The 15453-nt window shown below is 69.8% G+C and carries 13 protein-coding genes and 3 pseudogenes; 2 read left to right on the forward strand and 14 right to left on the reverse strand.

Annotated features, from left to right (window positions below; genetic code table 11):
- The 13 genes and pseudogenes from GEV28_RS37040 to rplJ form a co-directional block, all read right to left on the reverse strand.
- Window positions 1–270, reverse strand: a pseudogene (locus tag GEV28_RS37040) (hypothetical protein); the annotation flags it as partial.
- A 43-nt stretch (window positions 271–313) separates the two neighbouring features.
- A complete protein-coding gene (locus GEV28_RS37045) occupies window positions 314–1006 on the reverse strand; it encodes a hypothetical protein (RefSeq protein ID WP_291418153.1) in 693 nt (230 codons plus the stop codon).
- Between the two features lie 21 nt (window positions 1007–1027).
- Window positions 1028–2305 carry an MlaD family protein gene (locus GEV28_RS37050; RefSeq protein ID WP_291418155.1) on the reverse strand — a complete coding sequence of 426 codons (1278 nt, stop codon included), beginning with the start codon at window positions 2303–2305 and terminating at the stop codon, window positions 1028–1030.
- Complete coding sequence (locus GEV28_RS37055; RefSeq protein ID WP_291418157.1) at window positions 2305–3465, reverse strand: MCE family protein; 1161 nt, start codon at window positions 3463–3465, stop codon at window positions 2305–2307. The genes GEV28_RS37050 and GEV28_RS37055 overlap by 1 nt, the downstream gene beginning before the upstream one ends.
- Entirely contained in the window at window positions 3465–4658 is a 1194-nt protein-coding gene (locus GEV28_RS37060; protein WP_291418159.1) for an MCE family protein, read from the reverse strand. Before GEV28_RS37060 ends, GEV28_RS37055 begins: the two co-directional genes overlap by 1 nt.
- The gene (locus tag GEV28_RS37065; RefSeq protein WP_291418161.1) at window positions 4655–5647 is read right to left on the reverse strand and encodes an MCE family protein; all 993 of its coding nucleotides are present in this window, start codon (window positions 5645–5647) and stop codon (window positions 4655–4657) included. Before GEV28_RS37065 ends, GEV28_RS37060 begins: the two co-directional genes overlap by 4 nt.
- Entirely contained in the window at window positions 5644–6678 is a 1035-nt protein-coding gene (locus GEV28_RS37070) for an MCE family protein (protein WP_291418163.1), read from the reverse strand. The genes GEV28_RS37065 and GEV28_RS37070 overlap by 4 nt, the downstream gene beginning before the upstream one ends.
- Window positions 6675–8012 (reverse strand): MCE family protein, encoded by a 1338-nt coding sequence (locus GEV28_RS37075; protein ID WP_291418165.1) that lies wholly within the window; start codon window positions 8010–8012, stop codon window positions 6675–6677. Before GEV28_RS37075 ends, GEV28_RS37070 begins: the two co-directional genes overlap by 4 nt.
- Entirely contained in the window at window positions 8009–8848 is an 840-nt protein-coding gene (locus GEV28_RS37080; protein ID WP_291418167.1) for an ABC transporter permease, read from the reverse strand. The genes GEV28_RS37075 and GEV28_RS37080 overlap by 4 nt, the downstream gene beginning before the upstream one ends.
- A 3-nt stretch (window positions 8849–8851) precedes the next feature.
- Window positions 8852–9646, reverse strand: a pseudogene (locus GEV28_RS37085) (MlaE family ABC transporter permease).
- Window positions 9643–10818 (reverse strand): ABC transporter ATP-binding protein, encoded by a 1176-nt coding sequence (locus GEV28_RS37090; protein ID WP_291418169.1) that lies wholly within the window; start codon window positions 10816–10818, stop codon window positions 9643–9645. The pseudogene GEV28_RS37085 and the gene GEV28_RS37090 overlap by 4 nt, the downstream one beginning before the upstream one ends.
- A gap of 258 nt (window positions 10819–11076) precedes the next feature.
- Window positions 11077–11463: a 50S ribosomal protein L7/L12 gene (gene rplL, locus GEV28_RS37095; RefSeq protein ID WP_291418171.1), complete on the reverse strand. Its 387-nt coding sequence runs from the start codon at window positions 11461–11463 to the stop codon at window positions 11077–11079.
- A 127-nt stretch (window positions 11464–11590) separates the two neighbouring features.
- Complete coding sequence (gene rplJ, locus GEV28_RS37100; protein WP_291418173.1) at window positions 11591–12133, reverse strand: 50S ribosomal protein L10; 543 nt, start codon at window positions 12131–12133, stop codon at window positions 11591–11593.
- A gap of 283 nt (window positions 12134–12416) precedes the next feature.
- Between rplJ and GEV28_RS37105 the strand changes: the two genes are divergently transcribed.
- Both GEV28_RS37105 and GEV28_RS37110 read left to right on the forward strand, forming a co-directional pair.
- Window positions 12417–13436: a hypothetical protein gene (locus GEV28_RS37105; RefSeq protein WP_291418175.1), complete on the forward strand. Its 1020-nt coding sequence runs from the start codon at window positions 12417–12419 to the stop codon at window positions 13434–13436.
- A gap of 109 nt (window positions 13437–13545) precedes the next feature.
- Window positions 13546–14469 (forward strand): S1 family peptidase, encoded by a 924-nt coding sequence (locus tag GEV28_RS37110; RefSeq protein ID WP_291418177.1) that lies wholly within the window; start codon window positions 13546–13548, stop codon window positions 14467–14469.
- Between the two features lie 74 nt (window positions 14470–14543).
- Here the strand turns inward: GEV28_RS37110 and rplA are convergent.
- Window positions 14544–15262, reverse strand: a pseudogene (rplA, locus tag GEV28_RS37115) (50S ribosomal protein L1).
- Window positions 15263–15453 lie beyond the last annotated feature (191 nt).

Consider the following 15453-nt stretch of genomic DNA (forward strand, 5'->3'; position numbering starts at 1 on the left):
TACCGGCGGCGGCTCGGCGGCCTCCGCGCTACCGGTCTCCGCGCCGACGGCGCCGGTCTCGGCCGCCCGGCCAGGAGCCTCGGCGGCATCGGGCTCGGGGTCGCCGGGCTCGGGGTCGTGGATGTCCAGCACGCCGGACATCGACTCGAGCTGCGGGTCGTCCTCGTCCCGCGAGGTGGCCGGCCGGTTGCGCAGGCCGGCGACCCGCGGACGGCGGACCGGCGGCACCTGCCCCGAGCTGGGGGGCGGGCGGCGGCGAGACGGTGGCACTGCTCGGGTCCTTTCGGTATGCGGCCGAGGCTGCTGGTCGCGACTACTTGCTGGGCGGCGGAGTCTGGGCCTGAGGCTGCACGTAGGCCACCTCGCCCAGGCCCTCGAGCTTCCACCCGGCGTCGGTCTTGGCCAGCGTGGCCTCGATCCGCTGGTACTTCTCGACCGGCTTCTTGTCGCCGGTCTGGACCGTCGTCTTGATCGCGGCGATCACGGTCGCCTTGCCGGCCCGGTCGTCGAGCTCGCGCACCGCCGAGGACCGCACCTCCGCGGACGTCACCGACTTCGCGTCCTTGAGCTGCTGCTTGTTCTGGTCGGTGAGCTTGACGATCTCGTCGTGCAGCGTGCCGGTGGTGGCGTCGGCCCAGTTCCCGAGGCCCGCGTCGAGCTTGCGGTAGTCCAGCGTGTTCATGGTGACGATCGCGGCCCGCGCCACCCGGTCGACCTCGTCGCGGGTGCCGGAGTACGCGAGGCCGTCGTCGTTGGACGCGCGCATCCACGAGATCCCGAACCACACCGCCACGGTCGCCGCGGCGACCAGCAGCGCGACCGCCGCGGACAGCGCGATGACCGGCAGCTTCGCACCGAGCCCCGGCTGCTTGTCCGCGGGCTCGGCGCGGCCGTCGGCGTCGGCACCGTCGGCATCGTCACCGGCAGCGTCGGCGCCGTCGAGGCCGTCGGCGTCGAGCTCGTCGACGTCGCTGGTGACGTCGCTGTCGCTGTCGGCGGGTGTCATGAGTCTCCAGGGTAGGGCTGGTCAGCCGGGCAACCCGAGCAGGGCCGCCAGGCTGGGCTGGCTGGCCGTCCCCGGCTGGGTCAGCGTGCCGGGCAGGCTACCCGGTGCGAGACCCGTCGGTGCCTTCCGGTCACCGGGGTCGGTGCCGGCGCCGGGGTCGGGCTGGCCCTGGGTGGCGGGTTGGCCGCCGTAGGGCACGTTGGCCGAGCCGCGCACGTTGACCGGGCTGCCCGAGGGCTCCGCGCAGTAGGTGTCGGGCGGGGTCGGCGCGTTCGGCGACGCGGTGTCGGTGCCGTTGCGCCGCGCGGTCTGCTCGTATCCCTTGGTGCACGGCGGCGGGTTGAACAGGTTGAGCACGAGCCCGAGATGCGCCTGGCCCGGGTCGGAGGCCAGCAGGCCCTGCCCGGCCGCGCTGAACAGCGGGTAGGACACCAGCGTGTACTCCACGCCGTCCTTGCGTGCCCCGATGATGTCCGAGGTGGTCAGCAGGTTCGCGAACAGCACGGACAGGCCCGGCCCGGACTCGCGGAGCAGGTTGGTCACCGCGGTGGCCGCCTGCGGGGTCGCCGAGATCAGCCTGCGCAGGTCCGGGTCGGAGTTCTTCAGCTGCTCGGCCAGCAGGTTGAGGTCGCCGGCGAAGGACTTGATGTTGTCCGACTGGGCGGCCTGGGTGTCGAGCACGGTGCCGCCGTCGTTGATCAGCGCGATCGTCTCGGGCAGGTGCTCGGTGGCGGCCGCGGTGAAGTTGGACGTGCTGTCGAGCAGCAGCTGCAGGTCGTCGCCGGTGCCGGCGAACGCCTTGTCCAGCTCGTCGACCAGCGTGCGCAGCGAGTCGGTCGGCACCGAGCTCGCCAGGCTGTCCAGGTCGCGGATCACCGCGTCGGTGCCGACCGGCGTCTTGGTCCGGTCGGCCGGGATCACCGACGCCGCGGACAGGTACGGGCCGGCGTCCTGCCTCGGCCGCAGGTCGACGTACTGCTCGCCGACCGCGGACCGGTCGGCCACCACCGCGTCGAGGTCCTCGGGGATGTCCGGCGCCTCGGGGTCGATGTCGAGGTCGACCTGCAGGCCGTCCTCGGTCAGCCGGATGTCGCCGACCCGGCCCACGTTGAACCCGCGGTAGGTGACCTCGGCGTTGGTGAAGATGCCGCCGGACTCCTCGAGGTTCATCCGGACCGTGTAGCCGTCCGCGCCGAACACCTTGCCGAGGTCGGTGAACCGGAACGCCGCGTACACTACCGCGACGACCGCGATCACCACGAACGCGACCAGCTGCAGCCGTACCCGCCTGGTGAGCATCAGCCACCACCGCCCAGGATGCCGTCGAGGATCCCCGCCAGCCCGCCCTGGGACGAGCTCGGCTCGCTGCTCGGGATCGGCAGCTGCTGGCCGCCGTCACCGGACCGGCCGCCGGTCAGGTCGCCGACGATCGGGATGTCCTGCAGCGGGTTGTTCCGGCTGCGGGACAGGTTGTCGAGGACGTTCTGCAGGTCCAGGTCGATCTTCGCGTACAGGTTGAAGTAGTCGCCCTTGACCCCGTTCACCGCCTCGTCGGTGAACGGGATGGTGAACAGCAGCTCCAGCGACTTCGGCAGGTCCGCGCCCGCCTCGCCCAGCTTCCGCAGCGCGGGGGTGAGCGCCTTGAGGTCGGCCACCAGGTCCTCCTGGCTCGCGTTGACCGTCTCGACCGCGACGTCGGACAGGGACTGCAGGCTCTGCAGCATCGTCACCAGCTGGGTGCGCTGGTCGATGAGCACCTGCAGGCCGGGGCCGAGGCTGTCGATGGCGCCGGCGAGCTGGTCGCGCTCGTTGTTGAGGGTGCCGGCGAGCCGGTTGACCCCGTCGATGGCCCGGGTGACGTCCGACTTGCTCTCGTCCAATGTGGACACCAGGGTGTCGACGCTGCCGAGGGTGTTGCGGATGTCCGCCTCGTTGCCGGACAGCGCGGCGTTCATCTCCTGGGCGATGTTCTGCAGCTGCTCGATGCCACCGCCGTTGAGCAGCATCGACAGCGCGCCGAGCACCTCTTCGATGTCGGTGTTGCGGTTGGTGTGCTCGATCGGGATCAGCGCGCCGTTCCGGAGCGTGCCGGTGGCCTGGTCGGGCGGCGGCGGGGACAGCTCGATGTACTTCTCACCGAGCAGGCTCGACTGGCGCAGCATCGCGAGCGCGTTGGCCGGCAGGTCGACCTCGCCGTTGACCGACATGGTCACCTCGGCGGTCCAGCCGTCGGGCGCGAGCCGGATGTCCTCGACCCGGCCTACCGGCACCTCGTTGACCTTCACGCCGGACTGCGGCACGAGGTCGAGCACGTCCTTGAACCGGGCCTTCACCGTGTACGGGTGGTCGCCGAGGTCGGCGCCGCCGGGCATCGGGATGTCGTAGATGCCGGTGAAGGAGCCGCACCCGGTGAGCGCGGTGGTCGCGGCGAGCAGCGCGGCGAGGACGATCCTGCGCATCAGTTGCCACCCCCCTCGGACCCGGACAGGTTGCTCATCGGCAGGGGCACCGGCGGGATCTCGCCGGACTGCAGCGCGGCGAGCACCTCGGCCGGCGTCCGCAGCGGCACCAGGCCCTCGACCACCGGCGCGAGGCCGTCGCAGGCGTCGGCGAGCACCTGCGGCAGGTCGTCGGGAGTGCCCTGGCGGACCAGCTTGCAGATGGTCACGATCGGCGGCTGGGCCAGCTCGTTGATGTCCGCGCGGGCGTCGAGCGTGCCGGACGAGCCGTTGTAGCTGTTGATGACGTTCGACAGTGCCACCGGGGCGATGTCGAGCACCTCGGACAGCGCCGCCCGCTGGTCGACGAGCACCTGGGTGACCGAAGCCAGCTTGTCCACATTGGACTTGAGCTTGGTCCGGTTGTCGTTGATGAACTGCTGCACCGCGCCGAGCGCGACGCCGAGCTGCTGCACCGCGGCGGCGAGGTCGCCGCGCTCGTCCGCGAGGAACCTGCTGACCTCGGCGGCCTGCTCGCTGAACTGGTTGACCTGGTCGTCGCTCGCGGCCAGCGCGGAGGTGAACTGCTGCAGGTTGTCGACGGTGGCGAACAGGTCCTCGTCGTGCTCGGAGATCGTGCCGGCGAACTGCGAGAGCTGGGTGATCGTCTCGTTGAGCGCCTGCCCGTTGCCCTCGAGGTTGTCGGCGAGCGTGTCCAGCAGGTCGGCCAGCGCGCCGTTCTTGTTGGCACCGTTGGGCCCGAGCGTGGTGCTGACCCGGTTGAGGCTCGCGTAGAGGTCGTCGATCTCGAGCGGCGTCGCGGTGCGCTCGCGAGGGAGCTCGGTGCCCTCGGCCATCACCGGGCCGCCGGTGTAGGCCGGGGTGAACTGCACGTACCGGTCGCTGACCAGCGACGGCGCCACGATCACGGCCTTGGCGCCGGTCGGGATCTTGGTCGAGCGGTCCACGAGCATCTCGACCCGCACGATGTCACCCTCCGGCTCGACCGAGTCGACGTGGCCGACCTTCACGCCCAGCACCCGCACGTCGTTGTCCTCGTAGAGCCCGACGACGCCGGTGAACAGGGCGGAGTAGCGGCGCTGGTTCGCGTCGACGAGCACCCACCACAGGGCGATCGCCACGACCAGCGCGACGACGATCGCGATGGTGACGCCACGCGCGAGGTCGCGGCCGAGCCGGGAGGAGGTGGTCACGGTTTCGCCCCCAGACAGCCCTCTTGGTTGACCGGGCCGAGCGGCGGCGGCAGCAGGCCGCAGATGTAGTTGTCGAACCAGCGGCCGTTGCCGACCGCGTTGTTGAACAGCCGCACGAACGGCGCCATGTTCTTGATGCCGTCGCCGAGCGCCTTCTGGTTGCGGGCCAGCATGCCGGTCAGCTGGTCGAGGCTCGTGAGCACCGGGGCCAGCTGCTTGTCGTTGTCGTCGACCAGGCCCTTGAGCTCGGTGGCGAGCGTCTGGGTTCCGGTGAGCAGCGTGCTGATCGCCTCCCGGCGCTTGCTGACCTCGGCGAGCAGCAGGTTGCCGTCCTGCAGGAGCTTGACCACCTCGGCGTCGCGCTCGGCCAGCGTCTGGCTGATCTGCTTGGTGTTGTCGAGCAGATGGGCGAGCTGGTCGTCGCGCGAGGAGATCGTCTTGGACAGCGCCTGCAGGCCGGTGAGCGCGCCCTTCACGTCGTTCGGGGTGTCGGCGAACGTGTCGGCGATGACCTCGAAGCTCTGCGCGAGCTGCACGGTGTCGACCTGGTTGGTGGTCTCGGCCAGGCCCCGGAACGCCTCGAGCACGTCGTAGGGCGCGGTGGTGCGCGCCCGCGGGATGCGCTGCGCCGGGTCGAGCACGTCGCGGCCGTCGGGCTCCAGCGCGAGGTACTTCTGGCCCAGCACGGTCTTGATCTTGATGGCGGCCGAGGTCTTGTCGCCGACCCAGGCGTCCTTGACCTTGAACGTGACGACCACCCGGTCGCCGTCGAGGTCCACATCGGACACCTTGCCGACCTTCACCCCGGCGATGCGCACCTCGTCGTCGGGCTCGAGCCCGGCGGCCTCGGAGAACTCGGCGCTGTAGCTGGTGCCGCCGCCGATGATCGGCAGGTCGTCGGAGAACATCGCCGCGGTGAGCGCGAGGCCGAGCACGACGAGGCCGGCGATCCCGATCGGGACGGGGTTGCGCGAACGGAAGGACCTCATCGCGTGCACCTCGCCGGGGTCGACGCCGTGATGGGCACGTTGATCGGCTGCGTGACGATGCCCGGGATGCCGATCGAGCCCTCCATCGAGCAGAGGTAGAAGTTGAACCACGAGCCGTAGCTGACCGTGCGGGTGAGCTTCGCGGTCTTCTCCGGCAGGAACTGGATGAAGTGCTCCACCACCTGCTCGCTGTCGTTGAGGTTGTTCACCAGCCCGCCGAGCGCGGCGATGTCCTGCTTGAGCGGCTCGCGGGCCTCCTCGAGCAGGCCGGACGTGGTGTCGGCGAGGCCGCCCAGCGCCTCGATCGCGTCGCCGATCGGCTCGCGGTCCTGGGCGAGGCCGGAGACCAGCTGCTGGACCTGCACGACCAGGGTCGAGAGCTTGTCGCCGCGGGCGTTGATCGTGTCCAGCGCGCCGTTCAGGTTGTTGATCACCTGGCCGATGACCTGGTCCTTGTCGGCGATCGCCGAGGTCAGCGACGCGGTGTGGGCGAGCAGCGACTCGACCGTGCCGCCCTCCCCCTGCAGGACCTGGATGATCTCGTAGGACAGCTGGTTGACGTCGTTGGGCGACAGCGCGCGGAACAGCGGCTTGAACCCGTTGAAGAGCTCGGTGAGGTCCAGTGCCGGGCGGGTGCGCTCCAGCGGGATGTTGCCGCCGGGTCCGAGGACGTCGTTGGGGTTGCCGCCGACGCCTTCGGACAGCGAGACGTAGCGCTGGCCGACGAGGTTGCGGAACTTGATCTGCGCGGTGACCGACGCGGGCAGCTTGCGGTTGTCACTGACCGAGAACGTCACCTGGGCCTGCTTGCGGTCGACGATGCCGACGTCCTCGACCTGGCCGACCCGCACGCCCGCGATCCGCACGTCGTCGCCGGGCAGCAGCAGCGTCGCGTCGGAGAACCGCGCGGTGTAGCTGTTGGTCGAGCTCAGGTCGACGTTGGCGATGCTGATCGCGAGCACGGCCGTGGCGGCGACCGTCACGACGGTGAAGACGATCAGCTTGACCAGCGGTGCGACAACGCCTCTCATGTGATAGTCACCTCCGCCCCCCGGTAGAGCGGCCCGACGAGCAGGCTCGACCAGGCCGGCACCTGGTCCGGCTCGACGCCGAGGCTCGGCGCGAGCAGCTGGGCCAGGAAGTCACGCTCGGCGGCCGAGTTGGCGAGCGAGCCCGGCTGGTCGGCCGCGGACGGCCCGGTCGTCTCGTCCGCCGGCAGCAGCCCGTCCTGCACCGACTCGTTGGCCGGCCCGTGCGAGGTGCCGTCCTGCAGCGGGCCGTCCGGCGGTTGGTCCGGGAACGGGTCGCCCATCTGCGCCGGGTCGTAGCAGCGCGGGCCGCGGTGCTCGTCGAACTCCGGGTCGTCCTTGCCGGCCTCGTACTTGCCCTTGTTGACGACGATCTCGATGGTGGCGTGCAGCCCTGGCTTGTCCGTGCCGGCGCCGAACACCGGACCGGCCGCGTCGACCAGCGAGGCCATCTGCTTGAGGAAGCAGGGGTAGGACGGCGCGTACTTCGCGAGCAGCTCCAGGGTGTCCCGGGAGCTGTCGGAGAGCCGGATGATGTTGTCGGAGTTGGCTCGCAGGAACGACTCCAGGTTCTGGCTCGAGGTGGTCAGCTCGGCGAACAGGGCCTGCAGGTCGGCCTTCTGCTCGGCGATCGTGCGCGAGGTGACGGTGAGGTCGTCGAGCGCGTCGACGAAGTCCGGGATCGCGTCGGTGTAGGTGTCGCTGACCTCGACGAGCGCGTTGAGGTCGTGGGTCAGCTGCGGCACGTGCGGGTTGATCTCCTCGACGAGCTTGCCGAGGTCGACCAGGGTGTCGCCGAGCTGCTTGCCCCGGCCATCGAGTGCCGTGGAGATCGCGGTGAGCGTGGTCGACAGCTTCTGCGGCTGGACCGCCTGCAGCACCGGCAGCAGGTGGTCGAGCGCCTGGGAGAGCTCCACCGCGGGGGCCGACTTGTCCTGCTCGATCCGGTCGCCATCGGCGAGGTGCCGCGCGTCGGCGTCCTTCGGGATCTGCAGCGCCACGTACCGGTCGCCGAACAGCGTCTTCGGGATGAACCGGGCCGAGACGTTGCGCGGGATCACGTCGATCTTGTCCGGGTCGAGCGCGAGCTCGAGCACCGAGCCCTGCTCGGTCGGGGTGATCTCGCGGATCTCGCCGACGATCAGCCCGCGCACCTTCACGTCGCCGCGCACCTGGAGCTGGTTGCCGAGCTTGTCGGTGGTGAGCGACACCCGCACGACCGGCGTGAACGCCTTGTTGTACATGGCGATCGACAGGCTCACCAGCGCCGCGATCACGACGATGAACCCGACGCCGAGCATCCGGCGCCGGAACGTGGCCATCCCCCGGGCGCTCATCCGCCGATCCTCACCGTCACCGTGGTGCCCCAGATTGCGAAGCCGATGAAGAAGTTGAGCAGCGCCGCGGTGACGATCGTGGTCCGCACCGAGCGCCCGACCGCGACCCCGACACCGGCCGGCCCGCCCGAGGCACGGTAGCCGTAGTAGCAGTGCACCAGGATGATCACCACGCTGAAGATCAGCACCTTGCCGAAGGACCAGAACACGTCCTCGGGAGGTAGGAACAGGTTGAAGTAGTGGTCGTAGGTTCCGCCCGACTGCCCGTAGACGACCACGACGATCGTTCTGGACGCGAGGTAGGAGCTGAGCAGCCCGATGATGTAGAGCGGGATCACTGCGATGAAGCCGGCGATGATCCGCGTGGTCACCAGGAACGGCACGCTCGGCACGCCCATCACCTCGAGCGCGTCGATCTCCTCGGAGATCCGCATCGCCCCGAGCTGCGCGGTGAAACCGGCGCCGACCGTGGCCGACAGCGCGAGCCCGGCGACCAGCGGCGCCACCTCGCGGGTGTTGATGTAGGCCGAGGCGAACCCGGAGAACGCGGCCGTGCCGATCTGCTCCAGCGCCGCGTAGCCCTGCAGGCCGACGACGGTGCCGGTGAAGACGGTCATGCCGACCATCACGCCGATGGTGCCGCCGATGACCGCCAGCGCGCCGGAGCCGAAGCTCACCTCGGCGAGGATCCGCATGGTCTCGCGCATGTAGCGGCGCAGCGTCCGCGGGATCCAGGCGAGTGCGCGGAGGTAGAACGACAGCTGGTCGCCGAGCGTGTCGAGGAAACCGAGCGGGGCGTTGGCCACCCGCCGTGCCGTGTCACCGATGGAGGCCATGGCTCAGCTCCCCTTCTGCGGCACGACGGTCAGGTACACGGCGGTGAGCACGAAGTTGACGAAGAACAGCAGCAGGAACGTGATCACCACGGACTGGTTGACCGCGTCCCCGACGCCCTTCGGCCCGCCCTTGGGGTTCAGCCCGCGGTAGGCCGCGACGACGCCGGCGATGAAGCCGTAGATCAGCGCCTTGATCTCGCTGATCTACAGGTCGGGCAGCTGCGCCAGCGCGGAGAAGCTCGCGAGGTACGCGCCGGGCGTGCCGCCCTGGAGCACGACGTTGAAGAAGTAGCTGCCGAGCACGCCGACGACGCTCACCAGGCCGTTGAGCAGCACCGCGATGAGCATCGCGGCGAGCACCCTCGGGACCACGAGCCGCTGGATGGGGTTGACGCCGAGGACCTCCATGGCGTCGATCTCCTCGCGGATGGTCCGCGCGCCGAGGTCGGCACAGATCGCCGAGCCACCCGCGCCGGCCACCATCAGCGCGGTCACCAGCGGCGCCGCCTGCTGGATGATCGCCAGCACCGCGGCCGCGCCGGTGAACGACTGCGCGCCGAGCTGGACGATCAGGTTGCCCAGCTGCAGCGCGATGACGGCGCCGAACGGGATGGCGACCAGCGCCGTCGGCAGGATCGTGACGCTCGCGATGAACCAGCACTGCTGGATGAACTCGCGGACCTGGAACGGCCTGCGGAAGATGTTGACGATGACGTCGAGGGCGAGGGCGAACAGCCGACCGGTCTCCCGCAACGCCCCGGCACCCGGGAAGTTCGGCGATGCTGTCCGTGTGGTCATGCACCACCGCCGGGCCCTGTGGGCGGGTCGGTTCGCCAGCTCGATCTGGGCAGGTCGGCGATGTTCTCGGTGGTGGGGCCCAAATCTCCCTCGGACGGCGCCCACTCCTGGCCACGCGGCCGCGGGCTGGGCCGCAAGGGCGGGGCCCCGGTGGCCGCCAGATGACGGGAGCGCACGCCGTAGCGGTCGCGCTCCTCCGGGGTGAGCGACTCGACGATGCCCTGCTGCGCCTGCGGCGGGAGAGTGTGGAGGATCCGCATGACCCGGTCCTTGCGGCGGCGCACGGCCTGGCGCTCCGGCAGGCCCGGGGTCGGTTCGATCTGCGGCACGACGCCGCGGACGTCGTCCGTGCTGCCGTCGTGGTGGCCGGCGTCGACATGCGCCTGCTCGGCGGCCATGGTGGCCTCGTCCTTCTCCTCCGACATGCCGATCGGGCCGATGCGGCTGCCGTTGAGGAACTGCTTGACCACCGGCTCCTCGGAGGTGAGCAGCACCTCGCGCGGGCCGAACATCACGAGCTCGCGGCGGAACAGCATGCCGATGTTGTCCGGCACGGTCCTGGCGAGGTTGATGTTGTGCGACACGATGAGGATCGTCGCGTCGATCTGCGTGTTCAGGTCGATCAGCAGCTGGGAGATGTAGGAGGTGCGGACCGGGTCGAGGCCGGAGTCCGGCTCGTCGACCAGGATGATCTCGGGGTCGAGCACCAGGGCGCGGGCGAGGCCCGCGCGCTTGCGCATACCGCCGGAGATCTCGCCGGGGAGCTTCTTCTCGGCGCCGGCGAGGCCGGTCAGGTCGAGCTTCTCGAACACGATCCGGCGGATCTCGGACTCGCTCTTCTTCGTGTGCTCGCGCAGCGGGAACGCGACGTTGTCGTAGAGGTTCATCGAGCCGAACAACGCGCCGTCCTGGAACAGGACGCCGAAGAGCTTGCGGATCTCGTAGAGCTTGTGCTCGGAGCAGGTGACGATGTCGACGCCGTTGATCTCGCAGGAGCCCTTTTCCGGCTTGAGCAGGCCGATGATCGACTTGAGGAAGACCGACTTGCCGGTGCCCGACGGGCCGAGCATCACGCTGACCTCACCCGGCGGCAGCGAGAGCGTGACGTCCCGCCAGATGGTCTGCCGGCCGAAGGACTTCGTCAGGCCCTCGACGACCACCTCGGCGCCCATCGAACCTCCTTGTTGCCCGGCTGTCCTGGATCCCGGCCGTTCGCCGCCACCGCGCCGGTACTCCAGATGCAACGAGCGTGACGCGTGTGGGTTACTGCCGAGTTCGGTTCCTCATGACGGCCGAAGGTACCCAGTCACTCACCGTGGATATATCCGGGGTATTTCCGTCCGGAATGCGGACAGGGCCGGCACCGTGACGGTGCCGGCCCTGTCCGGGTCGTTCAGCGCTGGGCGCGTCTGTTCCGGACGCGCCCCAGGTCACTTGAGGGAGACCGAGGCGCCGGCCGCCTCCAGCTTCTCCTTGGCGGCGTCGGCGGCATCCTTGGCGACCTTCTCCAGGACGGGCTTCGGAGCGGCCTCGACCAGCTCCTTGGCCTCCTTCAGGCCCAGCCCGGAGACGACCTCGCGGACGACCTTGATGACCTGGATCTTCTTCTCGCCCGCGGCCTCGAGGACGACGTCGAACTCGTCCTGCTCCTCCGGCGCCTCAACGGCGGCGGCGGCCGGGCCGGCAGCGGCCACGGCGATCGGGGCAGCCGCGGTGACCTCGAAGGTCTCCTCGAACTGCTTCACGAAGTCGGACAGCTCGAGCAGCGTCATCTCCTTGAACGCGTCGAGCAGCTCGTCGGTGCTGAGCTTCGCCATGACGGCATTTCCTTTCTGCGGTGCTGGTAGATACCAATCCGACCGAAAGCGTCGCGATCGGTGAAACGTAGGTCAGCTGCCAGTTGGGCGGGCTCGCTGACTTTCGGTCTCCTTGGTATTGGGGTTTTCAGCTCTCGGCGGGGGCCGCTTGCTCGGCTGACGCCTTCTTCTCCTGCAGGGCCGCGACCAGGCGAGCGACCTGCGAGGCGGGCGCGGCGAACAGGCCGGCTGCCTTGGACAGGTTGCCCTTCATGGCGCCCGCCAGCTTGGCGAGCAGCACCTCGCGGGAGTCGAGGTCGGCGATCTTGTCGACCTCGTCGACCGTGAGCGGGCGGCCGTCCATGTAGCCGCCCTTGATGACCAGGCCCTTGTGCTCCTTGGCGAACTCGCGAAGCGTCTTCGCCGCGTCCACCGGCTCACCCTCGACGAACGCGATCGCGGTCGGGCCGAGGAACAGGGGCTCGAGCCCCTTCACCTCGGCTGCCTCCGCGGCGCGCTTGACCAGAGTGTTCTTTGCGACCCGGTAGGTCGTGCCCGTGCCGAGAGCGCGACGCAGGGTCGTCAGCTGGGACACGGTGAGACCGCTGTACTCGGTGACAACGGCAGCCGAGCTGTTGCGGAACTTGTCCGCGATCTCAGCGACGGCCTCAACCTTGTCTGCCTTCGCCATGATCGCCTCCTCTCTATGGCGTGGACCGCCTGTTCGAGGACCCCGTTCATGACGAAACGCCCCGGCGCAGCAGCACGGGGCGTTGACCGAGCGCGAGCGCTCGTACCTCGTTCTCCTGCGCGGGCCGCCCACATCGTGCGGGGCCTTCGTCCGTCCCGTTGCCGGGACGGAGACCAGCGGTCTTAGGTAGAACCGCGGACAAGAGTACGTGGTCGCTCAGGCGCGCCGCGCATCGCCTCCCCTTTGACCAACCGTGCCCGAACGAGCACGGCATGATGGACCCGTGGCCGACAACGAGCACCCGCCACCAGGTCCCCCACCGGTCCCTGGGCAGCAGGCACCCGAGCCTTGGCAAGGCCACCAGCAGACCCCCGGCCCCGGACCGGCGCCCGGCGCCCCGGCCGGTGGCAGCCAACCGGTACCGGATCAGCAGCAGTCGAGCGGGCAACAGCAGCCGGCCCCGGGTTCGCTCGGGCCGCCCGCCGAGTGGCAGGCACCGGGCCACGCCGGGCCGCCCGCACTCCGGCAGCCGAGCGACCCGGTGCCCATGTCGCCCGCGCCACCGCCCGCGATCGATCCCGAGCAGGTGCAGCAGTTCCAGCAGTTCCAACAGTTCCAGGAGCTGATGCGCCAGCAGAAGGAGCAGGGCTTCCCGCAGGGCCCGCCGCCCCCGCCGGGCTTCCTGCAGCCGTGGGGTCCGCCGCCTCCGCAACGTCCGGTGTGGAAGCGGGCGCTCCGGTCGATCGCCGGCAAGCTCGTCACCGCGGTGATCGTGCTGATCGTGCTGATCGGCGGCGGCTACTTCGCGTTCGACTACTTCTTCGGCGGGCCACCGGACCAGCCGCCGGCCTCCGAGGTCGGCGGCGGCAAGGCCGAGACGAACCTGATCTACGAGACCAACCCGCGCAGCGCCGTGCGGAAGATCTACGACGACATCGCCCAGGGCGACGCGACGAGCGCGTGCGGCCGGTTCACCGAGGAGGCGCGGGCCCAGTTCGCCGACCACTTCTCCGGGCTCGGCGGCTCGTGCGAGCAGATCGTCGAGCAGCTGAACGCGCAGGTGACGCCCGGCGAGAGGTCGGAGTACGCGAACCCGCGGTTCCCGTCCTGGGTCAACGCGAACCCGACCACCGACACGGTCGACGTCAGCTCCTGCACGCTCGAGGTGGCCGGCGGCCCGCGGCTCGGCATGCTCACCGTCAGCAAGATCGAGAGGTCGGTCGGCGGTCAGTGGATCGTCACCCGCCACGACACCGAGCCCGAGAACTGCGTGGGCGTCCCCTCCACGCCACCCACCACGTGACCCGTCACTGATAGTGATCGGACGGCAGCGGATGTGAACCACGGCTCGACGCTCTCCGTATACAGGGTTGGCCCGTTCGCGTGAATGCCAAGCCGAGGAGGTCGGGGAGTTGCGCGCCAAACACCGAGGCGTATCCAAGAAGAAGATGCTGATCGCCGGTGCCGGAGCCATCGCTGTCGCGGCGCTTGCCGTCGCGTTGCCGCGGGCCTACGCGGCCCGGACGGAAGCGGTACCCGAGAACAGTCCGGAGCTGCTGAGTGCCGGTGCCCAGACGTTGATGGAGGACGCGCGGGTCCCGGGCACCGCATGGTCGGTCGATCCGGAGACCAACCAGATCGTCGTCCTCGCGGATCGCACCGTCACCGGCGACAGCTGGGACACCTTGGAGTCCACAGTGGACTCACTGGGCGACGGCGTGGCCCGGATCCAGCGGTCGGCCGGCGAGTTCCACCTGTTCATCGAGGGCGGCGACGCCATCTTCGCCGGCAACGCGCGGTGCTCGTTGGGCTTCAACGTCACCACGCAGGACGGCAGCCCCGGCTTCCTGACCGCCGGCCACTGCGGGGTCTTCGCCGCGGAGTGGTCGGACACCGAGGGCGGTCAACCGGTCGCCACGGTCCAGGACGCGACCTTCCCCGGCGACGGCGACTTCGCGCTCGCCACCTATGACGACCCCGCCGCCGACGCGCCGAGCGCGGTCGACGTCGGCGGGGGCCAGCTCGTGCCGATCATCCAGGCGGCCGACGCCACCGTGGGCGAGCAGGTGCTCCGCATGGGCAGCACCACCGGGCTGCACGACGGCTCGGTCACCGGCCTCGACGTCACCGTGAACTACCCCGAGGGCACCGTCACGGGGCTGATCCAGACCGACGTCTGCGCAGAGCCCGGCGACAGCGGCGGATCGCTGTTCACCGAGGACGGCGGCGCCGTCGGACTCACCTCCGGAGGCAGCGGCGACTGCACGAACGGCGGGGTGACGTTCTTCCAGCCGGTGACCACCGCGCTCGAGGCGGTGGGCGCCCAGATCGGCTGACGTCCGGCGTCCCACGACACAAAAGAGCGGCGCCCCCGGAAGCTCTCTCCGGGGGCGCCGCTTCGTGCTCTGGGTCAGGCGACCGGCTCGTCGGTGAGCAGGTTGCGGGTGCGCGCCGGGTCGACCGGGATGCCCGGGCCCATCGTCGTCGAGAAGGTGACCTTCTTCAGGAATCGGCCCTTCGCGGCGGACGGCTTGGCGCGCAGCACCTCGTCCAGTGCGGCGGCGTAGTTCTCGACCAGCTTCTCCTGGTCGAAGGACGCCTTGCCGATCACCAGGTGCAGGTTGGACTGCTTGTCCACCCGGAAGTTGATCTTGCCACCCTTGATCTCGTTGATCGCCTTGGTGACGTCCGGGGTGACGGTGCCGGTCTTCGGGTTCGGCATCAGGCCGCGGGGGCCGAGGATGCGCGCGATGCGGCCGACCTTCGCCATCTGGTCGGGGGTCGCGATCGCCGCGTCGAAGTCGAGCAGCCACCCTGGATGCGCGCGATCAGGTCCTCGGCGCCGACCTCGTCCGCACCGGCGGCGACGGCCTCGTCGGCCTTGTCACCGGTGGCGAACACGATCACGCGCGCGGTCTTGCCGGTGCCGTGCGGCAGGTTGACCGTGCCGCGCACCATCTGGTCGGCCTTGCGGGGGTCGACACCCAGCCGGATCGCGACCTCGACGGTGGCGTCCAGCTTCACCTTGGTGGTCTCCTTGGCGAGCTTGGCCGCCTCGAGCGGCGTGTACAGCCGCTCGCGGTCGATCAGCTCGGCGGCCTGACGGTAGGCCTTGCTGCGCTTTGCCATATCTGTTGTGTCCTAACAGTCAGTGGTACGAGCCAGCGCCTGGCCCTCCCACGCGTTCAGAAAGAACTAGTTACTCGACTGCGTTGGATGTGCCGTGCTCGCTGCGCTCCGCGCGGCGTGAACGGTCTCCCTCGCATGGCCACCGACTCGAGATCGGCCGCCGGTTGTTGCTCACTCGACTGCGTTGGATA

It is taken from the genome of Actinophytocola sp. (assembly GCF_009379765.1).
GTDB lineage: Bacteria > Actinomycetota > Actinomycetes > Mycobacteriales > Pseudonocardiaceae > Actinophytocola.

Bases quoted from the DNA above. Each gene is read 5' to 3' on its own strand.
- GEV28_RS37045 (WP_291418153.1), bottom strand. From the start codon at position 1,006: ATGACACCCGCCGACAGCGACAGCGACGTCACCAGCGACGTCGACGAG.
- GEV28_RS37070 (WP_291418163.1), bottom strand. From the start codon at position 6,678: ATGAGAGGCGTTGTCGCACCGCTGGTCAAGCTGATCGTCTTCACCGTC.
- GEV28_RS37050 (WP_291418155.1), bottom strand. From the start codon at position 2,305: ATGCTCACCAGGCGGGTACGGCTGCAGCTGGTCGCGTTCGTGGTGATC.
- GEV28_RS37080 (WP_291418167.1), bottom strand. From the start codon at position 8,848: ATGGCCTCCATCGGTGACACGGCACGGCGGGTGGCCAACGCCCCGCTC.
- rplL (WP_291418171.1), bottom strand. From the start codon at position 11,463: ATGGCGAAGCTCAGCACCGACGAGCTGCTCGACGCGTTCAAGGAGATG.
- GEV28_RS37065 (WP_291418161.1), bottom strand. From the start codon at position 5,647: ATGAGGTCCTTCCGTTCGCGCAACCCCGTCCCGATCGGGATCGCCGGC.
- GEV28_RS37055 (WP_291418157.1), bottom strand. From the start codon at position 3,465: ATGCGCAGGATCGTCCTCGCCGCGCTGCTCGCCGCGACCACCGCGCTC.
- rplJ (WP_291418173.1), bottom strand. From the start codon at position 12,133: ATGGCGAAGGCAGACAAGGTTGAGGCCGTCGCTGAGATCGCGGACAAG.
- GEV28_RS37075 (WP_291418165.1), bottom strand. From the start codon at position 8,012: ATGAGCGCCCGGGGGATGGCCACGTTCCGGCGCCGGATGCTCGGCGTC.
- GEV28_RS37090 (WP_291418169.1), bottom strand. From the start codon at position 10,818: ATGGGCGCCGAGGTGGTCGTCGAGGGCCTGACGAAGTCCTTCGGCCGG.